The organism is Lentibacillus persicus (genome assembly GCF_900112705.1).
Classification (GTDB): domain Bacteria; phylum Bacillota; class Bacilli; order Bacillales; family Amphibacillaceae; genus Lentibacillus; species Lentibacillus persicus.
Genome location: NZ_FOMR01000009.1, coordinates 96,999 through 114,425 on the forward strand (window position 1 = coordinate 96,999; position 17,427 = coordinate 114,425).

The following is a 17,427-nucleotide window of genomic DNA, read 5'->3' on the forward strand; positions in this document are numbered from 1 at the left end:
GGCTCCTCTCCCCCTATATACAAACTCTACATACCATCCTATTCAATGGGTGGTTGTCTCAGTTAATTATTAGAGGAAAGAGGTCAAATTTTGCTGCTTTAATCTTAGCGGGTTGTTACATCGCTAATTGCAAACCGGCTTTTTGGCAGTGTTGGCATGCGTACCATACTATAATTCAAATTTTGTTCCGGCACTTTATAGTTCATGTGATTTGCCAAGTATTCAAGGCTGACTTGCATTATTTCCACTGTGACCCATTCACCTGCACAGCGGTGACCCATATTGTAGTCACCGCCGCCCTGCGGTATAAAATCAAACGGGCTCCCGCTCCATTCCTTAAAGCGTTCGGGACTGAATTCATCAGGGTTCTTCCAAAGATCCGGGTGATGATTCGTTCCATACACATCAAGCAGAACGAGCGTACCTTTATTAAATTGGTGGCCGCCCCACGCGAATTTCTGACGGACTTTTGCACCTAAAAATGGCCCGAATGGGTAGTAGCGGCGTACTTCCTGAACAAACATCCGGCTGTATATGGCGTCACCCGACTGAAGCTTTTTTCGCGTTTCCGGAAAGTCATGCATCGCCAATGCCCCGAACATAACATATCTTCCAATAGCTGTAATCGGGCGCAAAATGTTCAGTAATTCCACTGCGGCCGTATGCAAACTCAGAAGCTTTCCGTTTAAATCACGATGCCACGCCATTGCGTAGAATGCTGTATTTTCAGATGGCTGGCGCTTTCCATCGCGGGCTTGCTGAATAAGATTCTTTGCCCACTTTTCGGATCGATTACGCGCTGTTCTACCCTTCCAATGACGCGGACCAATGGCTCCAAACGCATCAATCATGGCTGCAAGATCGCGGGTGCGCTGCTCCAGTTCACGCGAAAACAAAGGCACACCGGCCCATTCACAGGCAACGCGAAGCATGACTTTTTCAGTTTCATGAAAAAGTGACATCGTATGTCTTTTCTGCCAGTTATTATGTGCCACTTGCCATTGCTTGCGCGTGATTTCTCTCAGATCCTTCAGACGCTCCGGTGTCATAAGCGACATAAACAACTGTTTGCGGTGTTTATGCGCCGCATCATCAAGTCCCTGAACACCCTTCTTGCCAAACAGTGTTTCCTTAACACGATTGGGGGCGACACCTTTTCGCTTAAACTTTTCCTCATCATAAAAAATTTCAGACGCTTCTTCACCGCCGATGCATATAACTTTTTTTCCAAGCAATCGCGTCTGGAAAATATCCGACTGGAACTTACGGCGCCTTTCCGGTATATAGCGAAAACCTTCTTTTAATAATTGATAAGTGTTATCCAAACCTTTTTCGTGCGGAATAGCCATCGATCGTTTCTCCCTTCCTGATTTCATCAACTAATTCTTTGTTTTCCCTCTACGTTAGCGAATTATGCTCTTTTAAAGCTATTGCCGGCTCATAAAGGACCCAAACATAGCGGACAAATGCAAAACCTGTTACGATTTAAAGAAAGATGTTTCGACTGCGACCTTGCAGATTACAGAAATGGAAGGATAGAAGGTGAAAAAATGGACCGCACAATTATTATAAATGATATGACATTTAAAGCTTCTAATGTCGTAATAAATTCCATTGCCAAAAATGATCGTGAATTAATCAGGATAAGTTTCGATTTCAAAGTCACGCATGAAACATATCATGATGTAACGGTGCTTCTTTATGAAAACGACTTTACGGTAAAAGTCCCTGAAGAGAACCTCACGTTCCATGCCGTTATCAGCAACTACGCCACATCGATTACAAATTTATATGAAGAAGGCGCAGTTGGTGATTTCAAACTTGAACTTACTGAAAAGGAATAAGCGCTTCAAACCTATATAAAAACCACACAGCTGAAACGAATGCTGTGTGGTTACGTCATATGTGTTATCGATGACCCTGTATGATTTGCCAGGAGCAACACAACCTGATAATCAGGAAGAAAACGTTGAAAGTGGGTGGCGATCGTTTGTCCTTTTTCTTTGGGAATGAACGACATCATCGTCGGCCCCGCACCACTGATGACGGTTCCATATGCACCCTGCTGTTTAGCCTCATCCCGGATGCTCTCATAGTTTGGAATCAGTGAAGCTCTATAGGGTTCATGGAACAGGTCATGCTCCATCATTCTGCCTGCCAGCAAATAATCGCCGGCCGCAAGTGATGCAATCAGCACGTTGCTGATTGCGCTGGCTGAGGCGGCAAGTTCCCGTGTATAAGTTGCCGGTAAAGCGTTTCGGGCTTCTTCCGTCTTCAAATCACTCCCCGGAATATAGAGGACCATCTCCAGGTCAGGATCGGGCAATGATATCCAGTCAACATGCCCGTCCACCACAGTTGAAATGATAAAGCCGCCCATTAACGCGGGGGCAATATTATCCGGATGTCCTTCTATTTCAGTCCCTATTTCCAGCTTCTGCTCTTGAGTCAGGTTCAGAACACATACCTGATCGGCCAGCTCAATTCCTGCAACAATCGCCGAAGCACTGCTTCCCAGACCGCGAGCCAGCGGAATCTCACTTTCAATTCTCAGTCTGCATGCCGGAAGTTCCTGATTCCAGCGAGCCGCCACGCTGCGGGCCATTTGGAGAATGTAATGATCTTCATCATCTGTTTGGTTCGGAAGATGCGGTGAATTCTGAAAGACTTGCCATTTATCTGAAGGGTATACCGCCACTGTTAAGTATAAATCGAGCGCAAGTCCCATCGAATCAAAGCCCGGCCCGATATTTGCCGAGCTTGCCGGGACACGTATTTCAAACGGTGTCATACCTTCACCAGCTTCCCGATGTAGTCAGTCACGGCTGCTTCATCATTCGGCAAGACCACTGGATCTTCATCGATCTGATCGATTGCTGTCTGAGGGTCCTTCAATCCATTCCCCGTCAAAACCGTTACAACCTTTGATCCTTCAGGTATCTTCCCATTCTCGCACTTCTGAATAAGACCTGCTAAAGAAGCACATGATCCCGGCTCGGCAAAAACACCTTCCTTTCTTGCCAAAAGCTTCTGGGCGTCAGCTATTTCGGAATCGGTAACTGATCCGATAAAGCCTTTCGATTCATCACGCGCCTTTACCGCCAGCTCCCAGCTTGCCGGATTGCCGATCCGAATTGCTGTTGCAATAGTTTCCGGGTCTGATACCACTTCATTCCGGACGATAGCTGCTGCTCCTTCCGCTTCGAAACCGAACATCTTTGGCAGACCTGTTGTACGTTTCTCATGATACTCCTTAAAGCCTTTCCAGTAAGCACTGATGTTACCGGCATTGCCAACAGGGATTGTCAGATAATCAGGCGCTGAGCCAAGCACATCACACACTTCAAATGCTGCTGTTTTTTGGCCTTCAAGACGATACGGGTTCACTGAATTAACGAGTGTCACCGGCGCCGTTTCACTGATTTTCCGTACGATTTTCAATGCGTCATCAAAATTGCCGTCGATTTCCACAATATCGGCACCATACATCACGGCTTGTGCAAGCTTTCCAAGCGCAATTTTACCTTTAGGGATGACAATAATCACCCGAATGCCTGCCCTGGCAGCATAAGCCGCTGCTGAAGCAGAGGTATTTCCCGTAGAAGCGCAAATTACTGCATTACTGCCTTCCTCAACAGCCTTGGCAACTGCTAAAGCCATTCCTCTGTCTTTAAACGAGCCGGTCGGATTAATGCCTTCCACCTTTCCATACAATTCAATTCCGAGCTGTTCAGACACCGTTGAAAAAGGAATGAGCGGTGTGTTGCCCTCATGCAGCGAAATCTCGGGTGTTTTGTCTGTAACCGGCAAATAGTCCCGGTAATGGTCAATCAAACCTCTCCACGTCATGCGTCAGCATCTCCTTCTACTTTATAAAAGCTATTTATTTCGACGACTTCATCCAGCTTTTCGAGCTCTTCCAATGCTTCATTCATGTTTTGAAGTGATGCCGTGTGTGTGATAACAACGATTTCCGCTGTGTCAGGATTTTTTGACGGGTTCTGCAGAATCTGTTTAAAGCTGATATCCAACTTATTGAACAATGACGAAATCCTTGAGAAGACACCTGCTTCATCTTTTGCATGAAACCGGACATAATATTGGCTGAAACGCTGACTTTCAGATTTTAATTCTTTTTTAAAGCGCGGCTCAACAAACTGACTGCCTGTAACACCTCGGTGCATGTTTTTAATGACTGTCACAACGTCAGAAATGACGGCTGCAGCAGTTGGCATACTGCCTGCCCCGGCGCCATAAAACATGGCTTCACCGACTGCCTCACCGTAAACATAGACAGCGTTGTATTCATTTTTGACATCAGCCAGCGGGTGCTCTTTGGAAATCAGAGCCGGCTGGACATTCACTTCAACTTCTTTGCCGTCAAATTTTGCAAATCCGATCAGCTTCATCGTCAACCCCAGCTGATCACCGTATTGCAAATCAGTCAGTTCTATATCCTTAATGCCCGTTACTTCTACATCGTCCAAGTCAATATAAGTGGAAAAAGCGAGCCTTCCGAGAATGGCCATCTTCCTGGCCGCGTCAAGCCCCTCAACATCAGCTGCAGGGTCAGCCTCGGCAAACCCAAGCTGCTGCGCCTGTTTCAGAGCATCTTCATAGCTGACGCCTTCATTACTCATTTTTGTCATTATGTAGTTCGTCGTGCCATTTACAATTCCCATCACCTGTTCAATATGGTCGGAAGCAAACCCATCTGTTATACCGCGCAATATAGGAATTCCGCCGGCAACACTCGCTTCATAATAGAAGTCACATTTATTTTTCGTTGCCGATTCATGCAGTTCAGCGCCATGCAGTGCGACTAAATCCTTATTGGCTGTCACCACGTGCTTTTTCGCTTCAAAGGCTTTTAAAATCGCTTCACGTGCTTCTTCAATGCCGCCCATGACTTCAATCACAACATCAATCTCAGGATCATTTAAAACGTCTTCAGAATTCGTTGTAAGCTCCGTACCATTGACACCCGCATCAACTTCACGTGCTTTTTCCGGATTACGGACAAGCGCACTTTTCACATGCACATTGCATCCCAGCTGATGCGCCAGTTTAGCCTGATGTTTCTCAATAAGGCTTATAACACCTGAGCCGACAACTCCTACTCCAAGTAAACCGACAGATACACTATCTTTCATATGATCACCCCTTCTATTTAATTATATTTTATACATTTAAACATGAATATGAAAGTATGGCAATAGCGAATTTTTGAACGATTGACATTTACTGCAGGTGACAAATCTGTTCAGTTGACACGCGGATGGATGCATATTACAATTAATTTGAATTCAAATTAAACAAATTCAAAGTAAAGGCGCGATTTTTATGGAAGGAAATTTATCATTAAGAGCATTTGTCGTCTTGATGAAGGCATCCAAAACAGTCACAGATCACGTCAAGCAAGATATTAATCGCTATGATATGAAAACATCCGACTTCGCTGTACTTGAGGCGTTATATCATAAAGGCAGACTGACTGTAAAGCAAATTTCCGAAGCCGTTTTGATTAATAGCGGTTCAATGACATATGTGATTGATAAGCTCGAGTCGAAAAATTTAATCGAACGGCACCCCTGCTCTGATGACCGGCGGGTTGTCTACATTCATATTACTGAAGAAGGCAAACAGCTGATGGACAATATTTTCCCGCATCATCAGAAAGCAATTGAAGAAATCTTTCAGGATGTAACGGATGATGAAAAACGAACACTCATCGATGTTCTTAAACGGGTCGGACAAGCGTAATTTTGGCAAACAGAAAAGGAGACTAATCATGAAACATATTTTTCAAAAAGGTAATGACCAGACTAAACCAACACTGCTGCTGCTCCACGGCACAGGAGGCACGGAACAGGATTTATTGCCGCTCGCACGCGAAATTGATCCCGATGCCAACGTGCTGAGCGTGCGCGGAAACGTATCAGAAAACGGTATGCCACGCTTCTTTAAACGATTGGCGGAAGGGGTCTTCGACGAAGAGGATTTGATTGCCCGTACTGAAGAGCTTTATGAATTTCTTGATGAAGCAGCCGAGGAACACAGTTTTGACCGAGATAATATTGTAGCGGTCGGTTATTCGAACGGTGCCAATATTGCCGCCAGCCTGCTGTTCCATTACGACAATGCTCTGAAATCAGCCATCTTGCATCATCCCATGGTACCGAGACGCGGTGTAGAACTCCCGGATCTTTCCGGCAAGAAAGTCTTTATCGGCGCCGGAACCAATGATCCGATATGTTCAGCTGAAGAATCAGAAGATCTTAAATCACTGCTCGAAAATGCAGGTGCACGCGTCGAACTCCATTGGGAAAACATGGGCCATCAATTATCCATGGGCGAAGTGAAAGCAGCTGCCGAGTGGTATAAAAACCTGTAAATGCCAACCAAAAAATCGTTCGGACTAGATCCGAACGATTTTTATAATCAGTCAGCGAGCTGCATATGAATTTTATTGCCGGAAGGGTCTTTAACGATATAATCATTTGTTTCCTTTTGAACCGTTACACCCTGATTCTCAAGGTTTTTGACTTTTTCTTCCCTTGTTTGCTCATCAGGAAACACAAGTGAATACCAATTAAGACCAGCACTGTTCTCAGATGGTGCCGGCACATTTTCACCGTTCCAAATATTTAAGCCTATGTGATGGTGGTAATCAGCCGTCGACGTAAAAAGTGCACCAGGATAATTGGTTACAACCTCGAAGCCAAGCCCATCTATATAGAAGGTCTTTGTATTTTGCAGGTTCGCCACATGAAGGTGAATATGGCCCATCACCGTACCGGCCGGAAGACCGTTCCATTCTTTATCACTTTCAGCAACCAAACTGTCAGCATCCAGCGGTTCAGTCGACATGGCCACTTGACCGTCTGACCATTCCCATTCATTTGACGGACGGTCACGGTAAACTTCAATTCCGTTGCCATCAGGGTCGTTTAAATATAAGGCTTCACTGACTAAATGATCCGACGCGCCGAGGCGTGCCCCTGCTCGTGCAGCATGTTTAATAAAGCTTGAGAGGTCGGCTCTTGACGGAAGCAGGATTGCGAAGTGAAACAGCCCTGTCGTCCGTCCTTCCTTTGGCATGGCATCTGCCGGCTGCACCAGCGTCAGCAACGGTGTTCTGCCGTCTGCAGTCAATACGGCTTTTTGATCTGATTGCTCCAAAACTTCAAACCCGATAACTTCCTGATAAAATGACAATGCTTTATCCAAATTTGTAACGTTTATATTAACCTCACCTACATATGTGGCGGGTTTTTCGAAAAATTGTTTTTCCATCCAGGTCAGTCCTTCCTATCAGCCTATTAAATTATTATATTACACTAACTTACTTTATGTAACCTATTATACATGCTTTACATTGCTCTGGCAAGATTGTATTTTAAACTGAAGCAATATTTTAGTATAACCGGCGATTCATCTCCCCATTTCGAATGGGGAGATGAATCGCCGCCATCTTTGCATAATCTAAAACCATATGTTACTCAATAATAACTCTTATAATAGAAGTTAATGCTTATAAATGCTAAACTATATGTATGAAGAAAAATAATCTTATCCACGCAAGAACATGTGTCTATCATATGAATTATCACCTTGTTTGGTCAGTGAAATATCGTCGCAAAGTTCTAAACGAGACTATCGAAAAAAGACTAAAAGAAATTTTCCGGGATATAGCGGAAGAAAAAGGTTTTATCGTCCATATGATCGAAGTGGGTAAACTTGATCATATTCATGCTTTTGTGTCCGCTCACCCAAAAGTGGCTCCTTCCTATATGGTGAAAATGCTAAAAGGGATTTCTGCCCGCAAACTACTTTTGGAATTTCCTCATATAAAGCAGTATCTGTGGAAAGGACGGCTTTGGAACAGTAGCTTTTATATTGAAACGGTTGGCTCTATTTCGGAAGATGCTATCCAAAAATATATTGCGAATCAATCCAAAAGAGGGTAGAGATGATAATGAAAAAAACGTATAAGTTTAAACTGGAACCGAACCAGGAACAAGAAGCCAACATGAATTGGGTATTAATGATGTGCCGTCAGTTATATAACGCCATGCTTGAGCAGCGAATCTTTGCTTATAAAACACGTGGTGTCGGCATTCATTATTATGGTCAAAAAAAGGAACTTCCCCTATTAAAGCAGGAGGTCCCTGAGTACAAGCAGATACAATCTCAAGTGTTACAGGATGTTGCCGAGCGCCTGGACAAAGCATTCCAAGCCTTTTTTCGACGACTGAAGGCTAAACAGAAAGCAGGATTTCCGAGATTCCAGGGTGACAATCGCTATCATAGTTTTACCTACCCTCAAAGTGGCTTCGCTCTAAGCGGGAAATGTCTCAAGCTGTCCAAAATCGGCAATGTTCGCATTAAGTGTCATCGACAAATCGAGGGAACGATTAAAACATGTACCATTCGCCGTCAAAACAACAAATGGTATGCGTGTTTTTCCTGTGAGATTGACGTGGAACCGGCACCAGCAACAGGCGAGGAAATTGGCATTGACCTGGGTATTCTGAATCTGGCAACCGCCTCGAACGGTGATTTATACGAAAACCACCGTTTTTTAAAACAATCCGAGAAGAAAATTCATTATTGGAACAAAATCCTGTCACGACGAAAGAAAGGTTCGCGTCGATGGCACAAGGCAAAGCAACAACTGACAAAAGCTTATGAACAGTTGGCAAATCGTCGTCGTGACCGAGCGCACAAAGTGAGCCGCCAACTGGCAGATCAATACGACCTCATCGCTTTTGAAGATCTCAACATTCAAGACATGGTTAAACACAAGACGCTATCAAAATGGATACTGGATGCTTCGTGGCGTTCACTTGTTGTGTATACGACTTACAAAGCGGAAGAGGCTGGTAAGTGTGTCATTCAAGTGAATCCACAAAATACAAGCCAGGAATGTTCCAACTGCCACCTTATTGTCCGAAAATCCCTCGGTGAACGCACGCATTGTTGTCCGGACTGCGGTTACACGGTGGACCGGGATGTCAATGCGGCTCGAAACATTTTAAGCAGGGCAAAAGGGAAACTGGAAACGGCTTCCTAATCTTATAACATATAGGCACGGAACAGGCCTTCGTGGAGAGGTGGGTTGCCGTCTCTGTGAAACGAGAAGCTCGCCATTTTAATGGCGATGTAGTTCACTATACTGAACTTATCTAAAATTCAGAAAGGATGATTTAAATGATTGTACGGGAACGAGAAGATTCATACGTTATGATCGAACAGGACCACCACGCCCAAATCTCCGGGCAATTGGCAGCAAACCTGAAAGACACATACTTTTTGGACGAAGCATTAAAGCACAGTGTTCTGTATGCCATCGCCAATCATGATTATGCATGGAAGATGATTGATAAACAGCCTTTTTGGAATGATAAGAAAGGTAAGCCTTATTCATTCACCGACTTCCCCGTCCCGCCGAAAACCGTTTTCTATAAACATGGCGTTGATGAAGTGGAAAAACATGACTGGTATGCAGCATTATTGTGCAGCAGCCATTATGCACGCTTCCTGATAAATGAGGCGGAAGAGGAATCCCAATTATTTGTGGAAGAAGAACGACAGAGGCAAGAGCGGCTGATTCAGTATATCGATCGTTATGATGAGCATATCTTTAATGTTCACAGCGGCCTGCTGCAGTTGTTTGACAGCCTTTCATTATATCTTTGTCTTAACGAGCCAGGTGCTTCAAAGGAAGATGAGCATCCATTTTTCAAAGATGGCCTCCCTGTTTCAGAATCGCTTACTTTTTTCCATACAAAGAAAATTGATATTCATTGGAAAGATAACCAAGCAATCGAAATGGGTGTCTTTCCATTCAGCAGCTCTGTGGATCTCACCATACAGCAAAAAACAGTCCCGAAACGTGCGGTTGCTGCACACGGCCTTATTCAAAGCTATCAGCAGGCTGAATACGAATCAGTCTCTTTTCGATTGCTCTGATAAACTTGTATGCTTCCTTACACCATGGAACCGGCGTGTAATCTATATTCTTACCTCATTCGGCTATAGCTTCTAACCCTTCAGCGTCCAAAATGTCGATTTTCCGCTGGCCTGTCTGCGCAAGCAAACTTTTTTCCTCAAAACTTGCCAGACGCCGGCTCAAGGTCTCTTGTGTTGTGCCCAGATAAGAAGCTAAATCCTTTTTGCTCATCGGCAGTTTAATCTTTGAGGAGTCCGTTTTTTCTAATTGCTCAAGCAAATAGGACGAGAGCCTCTTCTCAACATCCTGCGAGCTCAAACGCTCAATCGTCTTTTCCGCATCTTTCAGCCGCTTACTGCTTTCAGCAAGGAGTTTAAAAGATATAGCCGGTTTTTCTTTCAAAAATTCCTGTAAATCCGATTTATGGATAGCACATATTTCGGTTGGCTCAACTGCTTCAGCAAAACTTGTGAGCCACTCATCTGTAAACACGGCCAATTCCCCCATAAACTCCCCGGGCTCAAGAATCCGGATCAGCTGTTCTTTTCCTGATTCTGATAAGTTATAAATTTTAACCTTGCCTGTGTGCACAATATACAAGTATTCTGAGGGGTCCCCCGCTTGAAAAATGACGTCTTTTTTGCCGTACGTCTTGCTTCGGCTAGTGCGGGCCACTTCCAGCTGTTCGTCATAATCAAGATGGTTAAAAATCGGGACTAACGAGACACACAGTTTTTTGGCTTTTTCATTGTTCTTCAAGCTTTCAGCACTCACGCTTTCATCCTCCCTCTTAATTAAATTATTCACTATCTTTATTATAACTTACTTCGAGACCTTTCACTTCTTTCCTGCTCCCTGCTCACAAAACGGATGAATCTCCCTTCATTTGGACAAAATAAATAAGGTGGAAAATAAACTAGATGGAGGTTGATAAAGATGGCCGGAAAGGAAAATAAAGAGCACCAGACAAATATTGAAAACAACGATACACTGACAAACAGACAGGGGCATCCTGTCACAAACAACCAAAACATCCGGACAGTCGGAAACCGTGGTCCTGCTACACTTGAGAACTATGATTTCATTGAAAAAATCAGCCACTTCGACCGGGAAAAAGTGCCTGAGCGAATTGTTCATGCCCGCGGCGCCGGCGCACACGGTTATTTTGAAGCCTATGGGACTGCAGGAAATGAGCCTGTCAGCAAGTATACACGGGCAAAAGTTTTTCAGGAAAAAGGAAAGCAAACACCGGTGTTTGTCAGGTTTTCAACCGTTGTCCATGGAACGCATTCACCTGAGACACTCAGAGATCCGCGGGGGTTCGCGGTTAAATTTTATACAGAAGACGGAAATTGGGATTTAGTCGGAAACAATATTAAGATCTTTTTTATTCGAGATGCAATGAAATTTCCGGATATGATCCATGCTTTCAGGCCTGATCCCGTAACGAACATCCAGGACAGTCAGCGTTTCTTTGACTTTTGCTCCAATTCGCCCGAGTCGTTCCATATGGTAACGTTTATATACTCGCCGTGGGGCATCCCCGCCAATTATCGTATGATGCAGGGCTCGGGTGTGAACACATATAAGTGGGTAAACAATGACGGTGAAGCCGTGCTTGTCAAATACCATTGGGAACCGAAACAAGGCGTTAAAAATCTGACAGTCAAAGAAGCAAATGAAATTCAGAGCGACAATTTCAACCATGCCACCCAGGATTTGTACGACGCCATTGAACGCGGGGAGTACCCCGAATGGGAGTTATTTGTTCAGATCATGAGTGATGATGAGCATCCCGAGCTCGATTTTGATCCGCTGGATGATACAAAAATCTGGCCGGAGGATCAATTTCCATGGCTGCCGGTCGGCCGGATGGTGTTGGACAAAAATCCGGAAGACTATTTTACAGAGGTTGAACAATCTGCATTCGGGACGGGTGTGCTTGTTGACGGACTCGATTTTTCTGATGACAAAATGCTGCAGGGCCGGACGTTTTCTTATTCGGATACCCAGCGTTACCGGGTAGGGGCCAACTACTTGCAAGTCCCTATTAACGCGGCTCAAAAACGCGTGGCAACAAATCAGGAAGGCGGAATGATGCGGTATGAGCCTGAACGTTCAGCAAAAAAGAACCCGCACATTAATTATGAACCCTCATCATTGGGAAATTACAAAGAGGCTGAACAGGTCGGTAAAGAACACTCACCAAAAGTACAAGGCAATTTGGTACGCGAATCCATCGACCGAAACGACAATACCAAGCAGGCCGGCGAGACGTTTCGCTGGTTTGATGACTGGGAAAAAGACGAATTGATTTCAAACCTTGTCGGCGATCTTTCAGAATGCGTCCCGGAAATTCAGGATAAGATGATCGCCTTGGCTGAAGAGGCGGATGAAGAATACGGAAGGCGCTTGCGTGAAGGTCTCGAAGAAGCTGCTAAAATGATGAAGGATAACGGCAGTTCAAGCAAAAATCCGCTCGGCAACAAAGATGCGGAAAAAGCACCCGAGAAGGCAGAAAGGAAAGGTAGAGACAGCGAACCATATTGATGATGCAAAAGGTTGGGCTTTTTTAAATGTAGAAGACGGACTATAAAAAGAGTAAGCGGAGTATAATTCCTAGGCGGGATATCGCTTTTCTTAAAAATAATAGTCCGTCTTTACTTTGGTTCTTTTCGTAAAATTTGTTACTTTTTAACCATCGCAGTTTCCATAAACTGTGAACTGCCTTTAAATTTGAGTTGGTGCATCGGCTACCGCTCCGGAAATACACGCCGCTTTCCGCGGGCGGCTGGTGAGCCCCCTCGCGCTGAAGCGCTTCGGTGTCTCACCTATGCCTTTGCTCCCGCAGGAGTCGGCGCGTATTTCCTGCGCTGAAAATTGCTAACTGGAGTTCGTTCGATGAATGCGTAACATGGTTTACACACTCACGTAAGCAGCTGGAATATGCGAGACTCCTGTGGGACAGCGAGCCTAAGAGACCCCGCAGTGAGCGGCTTTTGCTCACGAGGAGGCTCGTGGGGAGCCCACGGAAAGCGAGTATATTCCAGCTGCGTCACTAGAGAGGCTTATGAAACTTTCACTGGTTCTCACTTCACATCCAGTTGCTTCATCCGTTTTTAGATTATTGCCCCTGTATATCCCGTTTACGATAGCCAAGCATACCGGCAACAGCAAGTACCAGGGCAATAACAGTCAAAATGATAACAGGCATCCATGCCATCTCTTCAATTGGCATTTCCGGTATATAGCCGAATGGCGATAAATTGCTGACCCAATCTGGAAATTGAAACATATTTCCAAAATACAAAACGACAAACGAGTAAAATAGATATAGCCAGACAACGCTGCTTAATTTTGGTGCAAACCCGATCAAAAAGACAGCCAGCCCGATCATGACAAGCAATGCCGGGTAATAAGCGAGTCCGGCACCAATTATTTTTCCAAAGTCAAACGGCTCTTCGGTTACACTGGCACCCGCTACCCAAAGTCCTGTTACGGACAAGAAAAGCATCATTACACCATTCACAACAGCGATTGTTATATACGCTGAGATAAGACGGGTACGCGAGACCGCTCTTCCCAGGAGATGCTCGATTCGGTTCTTCTTTTCTTCTCCATTCAACTTCATAACTGCCATCACAGCCGGCAGCGTTGCAATCAGAGCCATCACAAACATTAATACCGAAACAAATTGCATCGTAAACGACGTTTCTTGTTCACCGGCCAATACTTGTCTTAAGGCTTCATTGCTTTCAAAAAAAGACTCCAAATCACCCATGATCGACCCATAAGAAAGACCGATAAATATCATGCCAACCGCCCACGAGATAACCCCCGTGCGCTGCAGCCTGAGAGCCAAACCGATTGGGCTTAGCAGCTTCTGTGATGCATGTTTTCTGCCTGCCCTGGATGGCAAGAAACCAGCATCTAAATCACGAATAGCGTTCAAATATATTGCAATTGCCATTAGAACAAACGCCCCGCCTGTCAGCAAAAGCAACACCCACCAGTTATTCGAGCCGTAAACGTCAGCTTCCGTAACCCATCCCAGCGGTGAAATCCACGATAGCGATTCGTTGCTGACGTCGCCTATTGCACGCACAAAGTAAACCATTAACAACAGCGTCAATGATAGGCCAAACGCTGTTCTTGCATTTTCGGTAAGTTGAGCCATCAATCCGGTCAATCCTGCGAAAAATATGCCAGTCGCACCTAAAATCAAACCATACAATAATGATCCTGACAGTCCCATGCTCTCAATTCCTAAAACATACAAACCAATCCCTGAAATCAGCGCAAGCAAACCATTTATGACTATAAGCATCATAAACGATGCATTCAAATTGGCAAGTTTTCCAACCGGAAAAGCACTGACCAGCTCCATTCGGCCGTCCTCTTCAACCACGCGTGTATGCCGATTCATCAGCAGAATATTCATTAAGCCGACAACGACTGCCGTTAAAAGCAGCATCTGGTGCGCTGTCATCGCGCCTATTGTGTAATGCTCCAGATCACCCGGACCAACCATTGCAGTCATCGCAGGATTTTCCATCGTTTGGGCCATGGCGTTGCGGTCTTCCTGATCGGGATACAACTCACTAAAAGCAAGCGGTACCACTAAAGTAAAAAAGATTAGTGCCACAAGCCAAATAACAATTCGGAATCGATCCAGCCGCAGCAAAATTTTCATCAATTCACCGGTCTTAGCTAACGACTGACGGGGCATCAAGCTTCACCTCCCGAATTCCCTTCGTAATGGCGCATAAATAAATCTTCCAACGTCGGCGGCGCACTTTCCAGTTTTACGACACCAAACTGGCTGATATGCCGTACAACTTTATCCAATTCTTCTGTATTAACTTGCAACGAGATCGATTCACCTTTTATATCAATATCGTGAACCCCTTGTAAGTCCTCCAGACCAGTTACCTGTTGTTTCGTTTCAACGATCATATGCGTCCGTGTTAAATGGCGTAATTCATCCAAGGAACCCGATTCAATAATCCGGCCCTCACGGATAATGCCCACCCGGTCACAAAGCCGTTCCACTTCTGACAAAATGTGGCTGGACAGCAAGATACTTTTCCCTTGATCTCTTGCTTCCATTACACATTCCTGAAATGTCCGTTCCATCAGGGGATCCAGTCCTGAAGTCGGCTCATCAAGAATATACAGATCGGCATCGGACGCAAAAGCCGCAATAAGCGAAACCTTTTGCCGGTTCCCTTTCGAATAGGTTCTGCATTTTTTTGAAGGATCGAATTTAAACCTCTCGATCAATTCTTCACGGCGGTTTTTATTTACGTCTCTGCCGCGGAGTTTCATAAACAAATCGATAACTTCGCCTCCGGTCAAATTCGGCCACAAGTTCACATCTCCAGGAACGTAAGCAATATGCTTATGGATTTCCACAGCATTTTTCCAAACATCCTTCCCAAAAATGGAAGCTGTACCGCTTGTAGCCTTCAGCATGCCGAGCAGAACTCGGATCGTGGTAGATTTACCAGCCCCATTCGGGCCGATAAAGCCATACACTTCGCCCTTTTGAACGTCGATGTTAATGTTATTCACGGCTTTAAAACTTCCGAACTTCTTCGTAAGATTTTCCGTTTTAAGAAGCGCCATTTGTACAACCCCCTGTTTATGCGTGATAAAAGCTTTTCTTCAAGATAGTCAGATACTCGTAAAATTCCTGCCAATAGGGCTGAAAGTCAACCTCTGACAATTGTTTATCTTTCAAACTGCTGATAATTTCATTCTGATATCCATCCATCGCCCATTGAATCAATTTAAACACTTTATCAACATCGACATCCCTCCTGAAAAGAGAGGTGTCAATATTGTCGTACATAATCGCTTGCCCCTCCGCCAACAGCTGTTCATATTGCTCTGAAAGGTATGACGGAAGGTCTGGTTTGGTCTCCAAAAAGAATGTGCCAAGAAAATTAAACACACTGGGATTTTCTGCAAAACAACGCATTTTGATTTGAGTTGCCTGTCTCATCCGTTCGATGAAATCCCTATTGCGCATATCAATTAAACTGATATATTGTTCACGAACGATGTCCAAAGCGTAATCGACAAGATAGTGATACAAATCTTTTTTGCTTTGAAAATAGTAAAATAGCATGCCTTTACCAATCCCGGCATTTTTAACAATTTGATTGGTGGATGCCCGCTCGTAGCTATTTTGGGCAAATTCCTGAAGAGCAGCATCAATGATCCGCTGCTGCTTTCTTTCATCAAGGCTCTGAAACTTTTCTGTAATTGTCTCTCACCCCATTTAAAGTATAATCAGCATCTTTTAGACCATATTGGTCGACTTAATTATAATTCATTTAGACCATTATGGTCAATAGTATGAAAAAATATTAGAAAAATTAACCATGATTAAATTGAGAAACTTAGGGGTATTATCTGGAATGCAATAAGAAAGGAGACCTCAGTTGCTTCTATTTTATAGTATTTCATTTGTGGCTGCTGCTGTGGTATCTGTATTCATAGCCATTAAGCTCGCTTCCTATGCAGATATCATCAGCAAGGAAACCAAAGCAGGCGGCCTGGTGGTCGGAACCGCTCTTTTAGCGACAGGCACCTCCCTGCCTGAATTAACTTCTACCATATCAGCGGCAGTCATCAACAGTCCTGATATCGCTGTCGGGAACGGGCTGGGGAGTATTACTTTCAACTTTTTCGTATTATTTTTATTCGATATGTATTTCCGCAGAAAACGATTATTCCTAAATGTGTCAGATAATCATATTCTTACCGGATTGCTTGGTATGCTATTATGTGTCATTGCTGCATTTTCCCTTTATGTTGATGCAGATTGGCACGTCATGAAATTCAGTGTCACAAGCATGCTGATGATCGCTGTTTATATCGGTGGTTTATCGTTAATCTCAGCTAAACATCAGCAGGATCATCAAGAACAGCAGTACACCGCCGAGGATAATACCGAGCGACACTCTATTCGTAAAGTGATTATAAAGTTTATGCTTCTTGTTATCGTTATTTTTATATCAGGAAGTGCCCTTTCAGTAACAGGTGATCTCATTGCACAAAACAGTGCTATCAGTGCGAGTGCAGTCGGGAGCCTGCTAATCGCTGCAACGAGCTCTTTGCCTGATGCCGTAAGTGTTTGGGTCGCGTTGCGGGCTGCTAACATTAATTTGGCTATCGGCACAATACTTGGAAGCAACATTTTCAACATTTTTGTGGTGCCAGTTGCTGATGCTTTTTACCGGGGTGGAAGCATTTGGGCAGAAGCTTCCAACCAGCATATCGCAACTGCGGCAGCTGGTTTCATACTGACATCGCTCGTGCTTTTAATTATCAAGCGTGATGATACCCGGAACACCTTCACATATATGATTCCGTCAATAACAATTGTTGTTGGCTATCTTTTCTTTTCGGTATTTTATGTACTAAGCGCATAAAAAAATCGGGAGCGCTCGATTATAAGCGTC

At 44.4% G+C, this 17,427-nt stretch carries 17 protein-coding genes; 8 read left to right on the forward strand and 9 right to left on the reverse strand.

The window, feature by feature from the left end:
* Positions 1-104 precede the first annotated feature (104 nt).
* Entirely contained in the window at positions 105-1,376 is a 1,272-nt protein-coding gene (cypC, locus tag BMZ22_RS12650) for a CYP152 family fatty-acid peroxygenase CypC (protein ID WP_245745412.1), read from the reverse strand.
* A gap of 174 nt (positions 1,377-1,550) precedes the next feature.
* Between cypC and BMZ22_RS12655 the strand changes: the two genes are divergently transcribed.
* Positions 1,551-1,844: a DUF3219 family protein gene (locus BMZ22_RS12655; RefSeq protein ID WP_090086159.1), complete on the forward strand. Its 294-nt coding sequence runs from the start codon at positions 1,551-1,553 to the stop codon at positions 1,842-1,844.
* 50 nt (positions 1,845-1,894) lie between these two features.
* Here BMZ22_RS12655 and thrB read toward each other — a convergent pair whose 3' ends face one another.
* Genes thrB through BMZ22_RS12670 form a run of 3 tightly spaced genes read right to left on the reverse strand, consistent with a single transcriptional unit; the run spans position 1,895 to position 5,153 of the window.
* The gene (gene thrB, locus BMZ22_RS12660) at positions 1,895-2,791 is read right to left on the reverse strand and encodes a homoserine kinase (RefSeq protein ID WP_090086161.1); all 897 of its coding nucleotides are present in this window, start codon (positions 2,789-2,791) and stop codon (positions 1,895-1,897) included.
* Positions 2,788-3,849, reverse strand: coding sequence for a threonine synthase (gene thrC / locus BMZ22_RS12665; RefSeq protein WP_090086163.1), 1,062 nt, complete (start codon positions 3,847-3,849; stop codon positions 2,788-2,790). Before thrC ends, thrB begins: the two co-directional genes overlap by 4 nt.
* A complete protein-coding gene (locus BMZ22_RS12670; RefSeq protein WP_090086165.1) occupies positions 3,846-5,153 on the reverse strand; it encodes a homoserine dehydrogenase in 1,308 nt (435 codons plus the stop codon). The genes thrC and BMZ22_RS12670 overlap by 4 nt, the downstream gene beginning before the upstream one ends.
* Before the next feature lie 190 nt (positions 5,154-5,343).
* Between BMZ22_RS12670 and BMZ22_RS12675 the strand changes: the two genes are divergently transcribed.
* Both BMZ22_RS12675 and BMZ22_RS12680 read left to right on the forward strand, forming a co-directional pair.
* Positions 5,344-5,763, forward strand: coding sequence for a MarR family winged helix-turn-helix transcriptional regulator (locus BMZ22_RS12675; RefSeq protein ID WP_090086167.1), 420 nt, complete (start codon positions 5,344-5,346; stop codon positions 5,761-5,763).
* Positions 5,764-5,788: 25 nt separating this feature from the next.
* Complete coding sequence (locus tag BMZ22_RS12680) at positions 5,789-6,394, forward strand: alpha/beta hydrolase (RefSeq protein WP_090086282.1); 606 nt, start codon at positions 5,789-5,791, stop codon at positions 6,392-6,394.
* 47 nt (positions 6,395-6,441) lie between these two features.
* On the opposite strand, the gene BMZ22_RS12685 is transcribed toward BMZ22_RS12680, so the two are convergent.
* Positions 6,442-7,296, reverse strand: a complete 855-nt coding sequence (locus BMZ22_RS12685) for a VOC family protein (RefSeq protein ID WP_090086169.1) — start codon at positions 7,294-7,296, stop codon at positions 6,442-6,444.
* Positions 7,297-7,556: 260 nt separating this feature from the next.
* Between BMZ22_RS12685 and tnpA the strand changes: the two genes are divergently transcribed.
* From tnpA to BMZ22_RS12700, 3 genes are all read left to right on the forward strand, one after another.
* Positions 7,557-7,970: an IS200/IS605 family transposase gene (tnpA, locus tag BMZ22_RS12690; RefSeq protein WP_143069985.1), complete on the forward strand. Its 414-nt coding sequence runs from the start codon at positions 7,557-7,559 to the stop codon at positions 7,968-7,970.
* A gap of 2 nt (positions 7,971-7,972) precedes the next feature.
* Positions 7,973-9,076: an RNA-guided endonuclease InsQ/TnpB family protein gene (locus BMZ22_RS12695; RefSeq protein WP_090086173.1), complete on the forward strand. Its 1,104-nt coding sequence runs from the start codon at positions 7,973-7,975 to the stop codon at positions 9,074-9,076.
* 137 nt (positions 9,077-9,213) lie between these two features.
* The gene (locus tag BMZ22_RS12700) at positions 9,214-9,975 is read left to right on the forward strand and encodes a DUF3891 family protein (protein ID WP_090086175.1); all 762 of its coding nucleotides are present in this window, start codon (positions 9,214-9,216) and stop codon (positions 9,973-9,975) included.
* Between the two features lie 55 nt (positions 9,976-10,030).
* Here the strand turns inward: BMZ22_RS12700 and BMZ22_RS12705 are convergent, their stop codons facing one another.
* Complete coding sequence (locus BMZ22_RS12705; RefSeq protein ID WP_090086177.1) at positions 10,031-10,729, reverse strand: Crp/Fnr family transcriptional regulator; 699 nt, start codon at positions 10,727-10,729, stop codon at positions 10,031-10,033.
* A 162-nt stretch (positions 10,730-10,891) separates the two neighbouring features.
* On the opposite strand from BMZ22_RS12705, the gene BMZ22_RS12710 reads away from it, so the two are divergent.
* On the forward strand, positions 10,892-12,505 hold the full coding sequence (locus BMZ22_RS12710; protein ID WP_090086179.1) for a catalase: 1,614 nt from the start codon (positions 10,892-10,894) through the stop codon (positions 12,503-12,505).
* 574 nt (positions 12,506-13,079) lie between these two features.
* On the opposite strand, the gene BMZ22_RS12715 is transcribed toward BMZ22_RS12710, so the two are convergent.
* Genes BMZ22_RS12715 through BMZ22_RS12725 form a run of 3 tightly spaced genes read right to left on the reverse strand, consistent with a single transcriptional unit; the run spans position 13,080 to position 16,226 of the window.
* Entirely contained in the window at positions 13,080-14,684 is a 1,605-nt protein-coding gene (locus BMZ22_RS12715) for an ABC transporter permease (protein WP_090086181.1), read from the reverse strand.
* Positions 14,684-15,583, reverse strand: a complete 900-nt coding sequence (locus tag BMZ22_RS12720) for an ABC transporter ATP-binding protein (RefSeq protein WP_090086184.1) — start codon at positions 15,581-15,583, stop codon at positions 14,684-14,686. The genes BMZ22_RS12715 and BMZ22_RS12720 overlap by 1 nt, the downstream gene beginning before the upstream one ends.
* Positions 15,584-15,599: 16 nt before the next feature.
* Positions 15,600-16,226 carry a TetR/AcrR family transcriptional regulator gene (locus BMZ22_RS12725; RefSeq protein ID WP_090086186.1) on the reverse strand — a complete coding sequence of 209 codons (627 nt, stop codon included), beginning with the start codon at positions 16,224-16,226 and terminating at the stop codon, positions 15,600-15,602.
* A 178-nt stretch (positions 16,227-16,404) separates the two neighbouring features.
* On the opposite strand from BMZ22_RS12725, the gene BMZ22_RS12730 reads away from it, so the two are divergent.
* Positions 16,405-17,397, forward strand: coding sequence for a sodium:calcium antiporter (locus BMZ22_RS12730; protein WP_090086188.1), 993 nt, complete (start codon positions 16,405-16,407; stop codon positions 17,395-17,397).
* Positions 17,398-17,427: the final 30 nt, after the last annotated feature.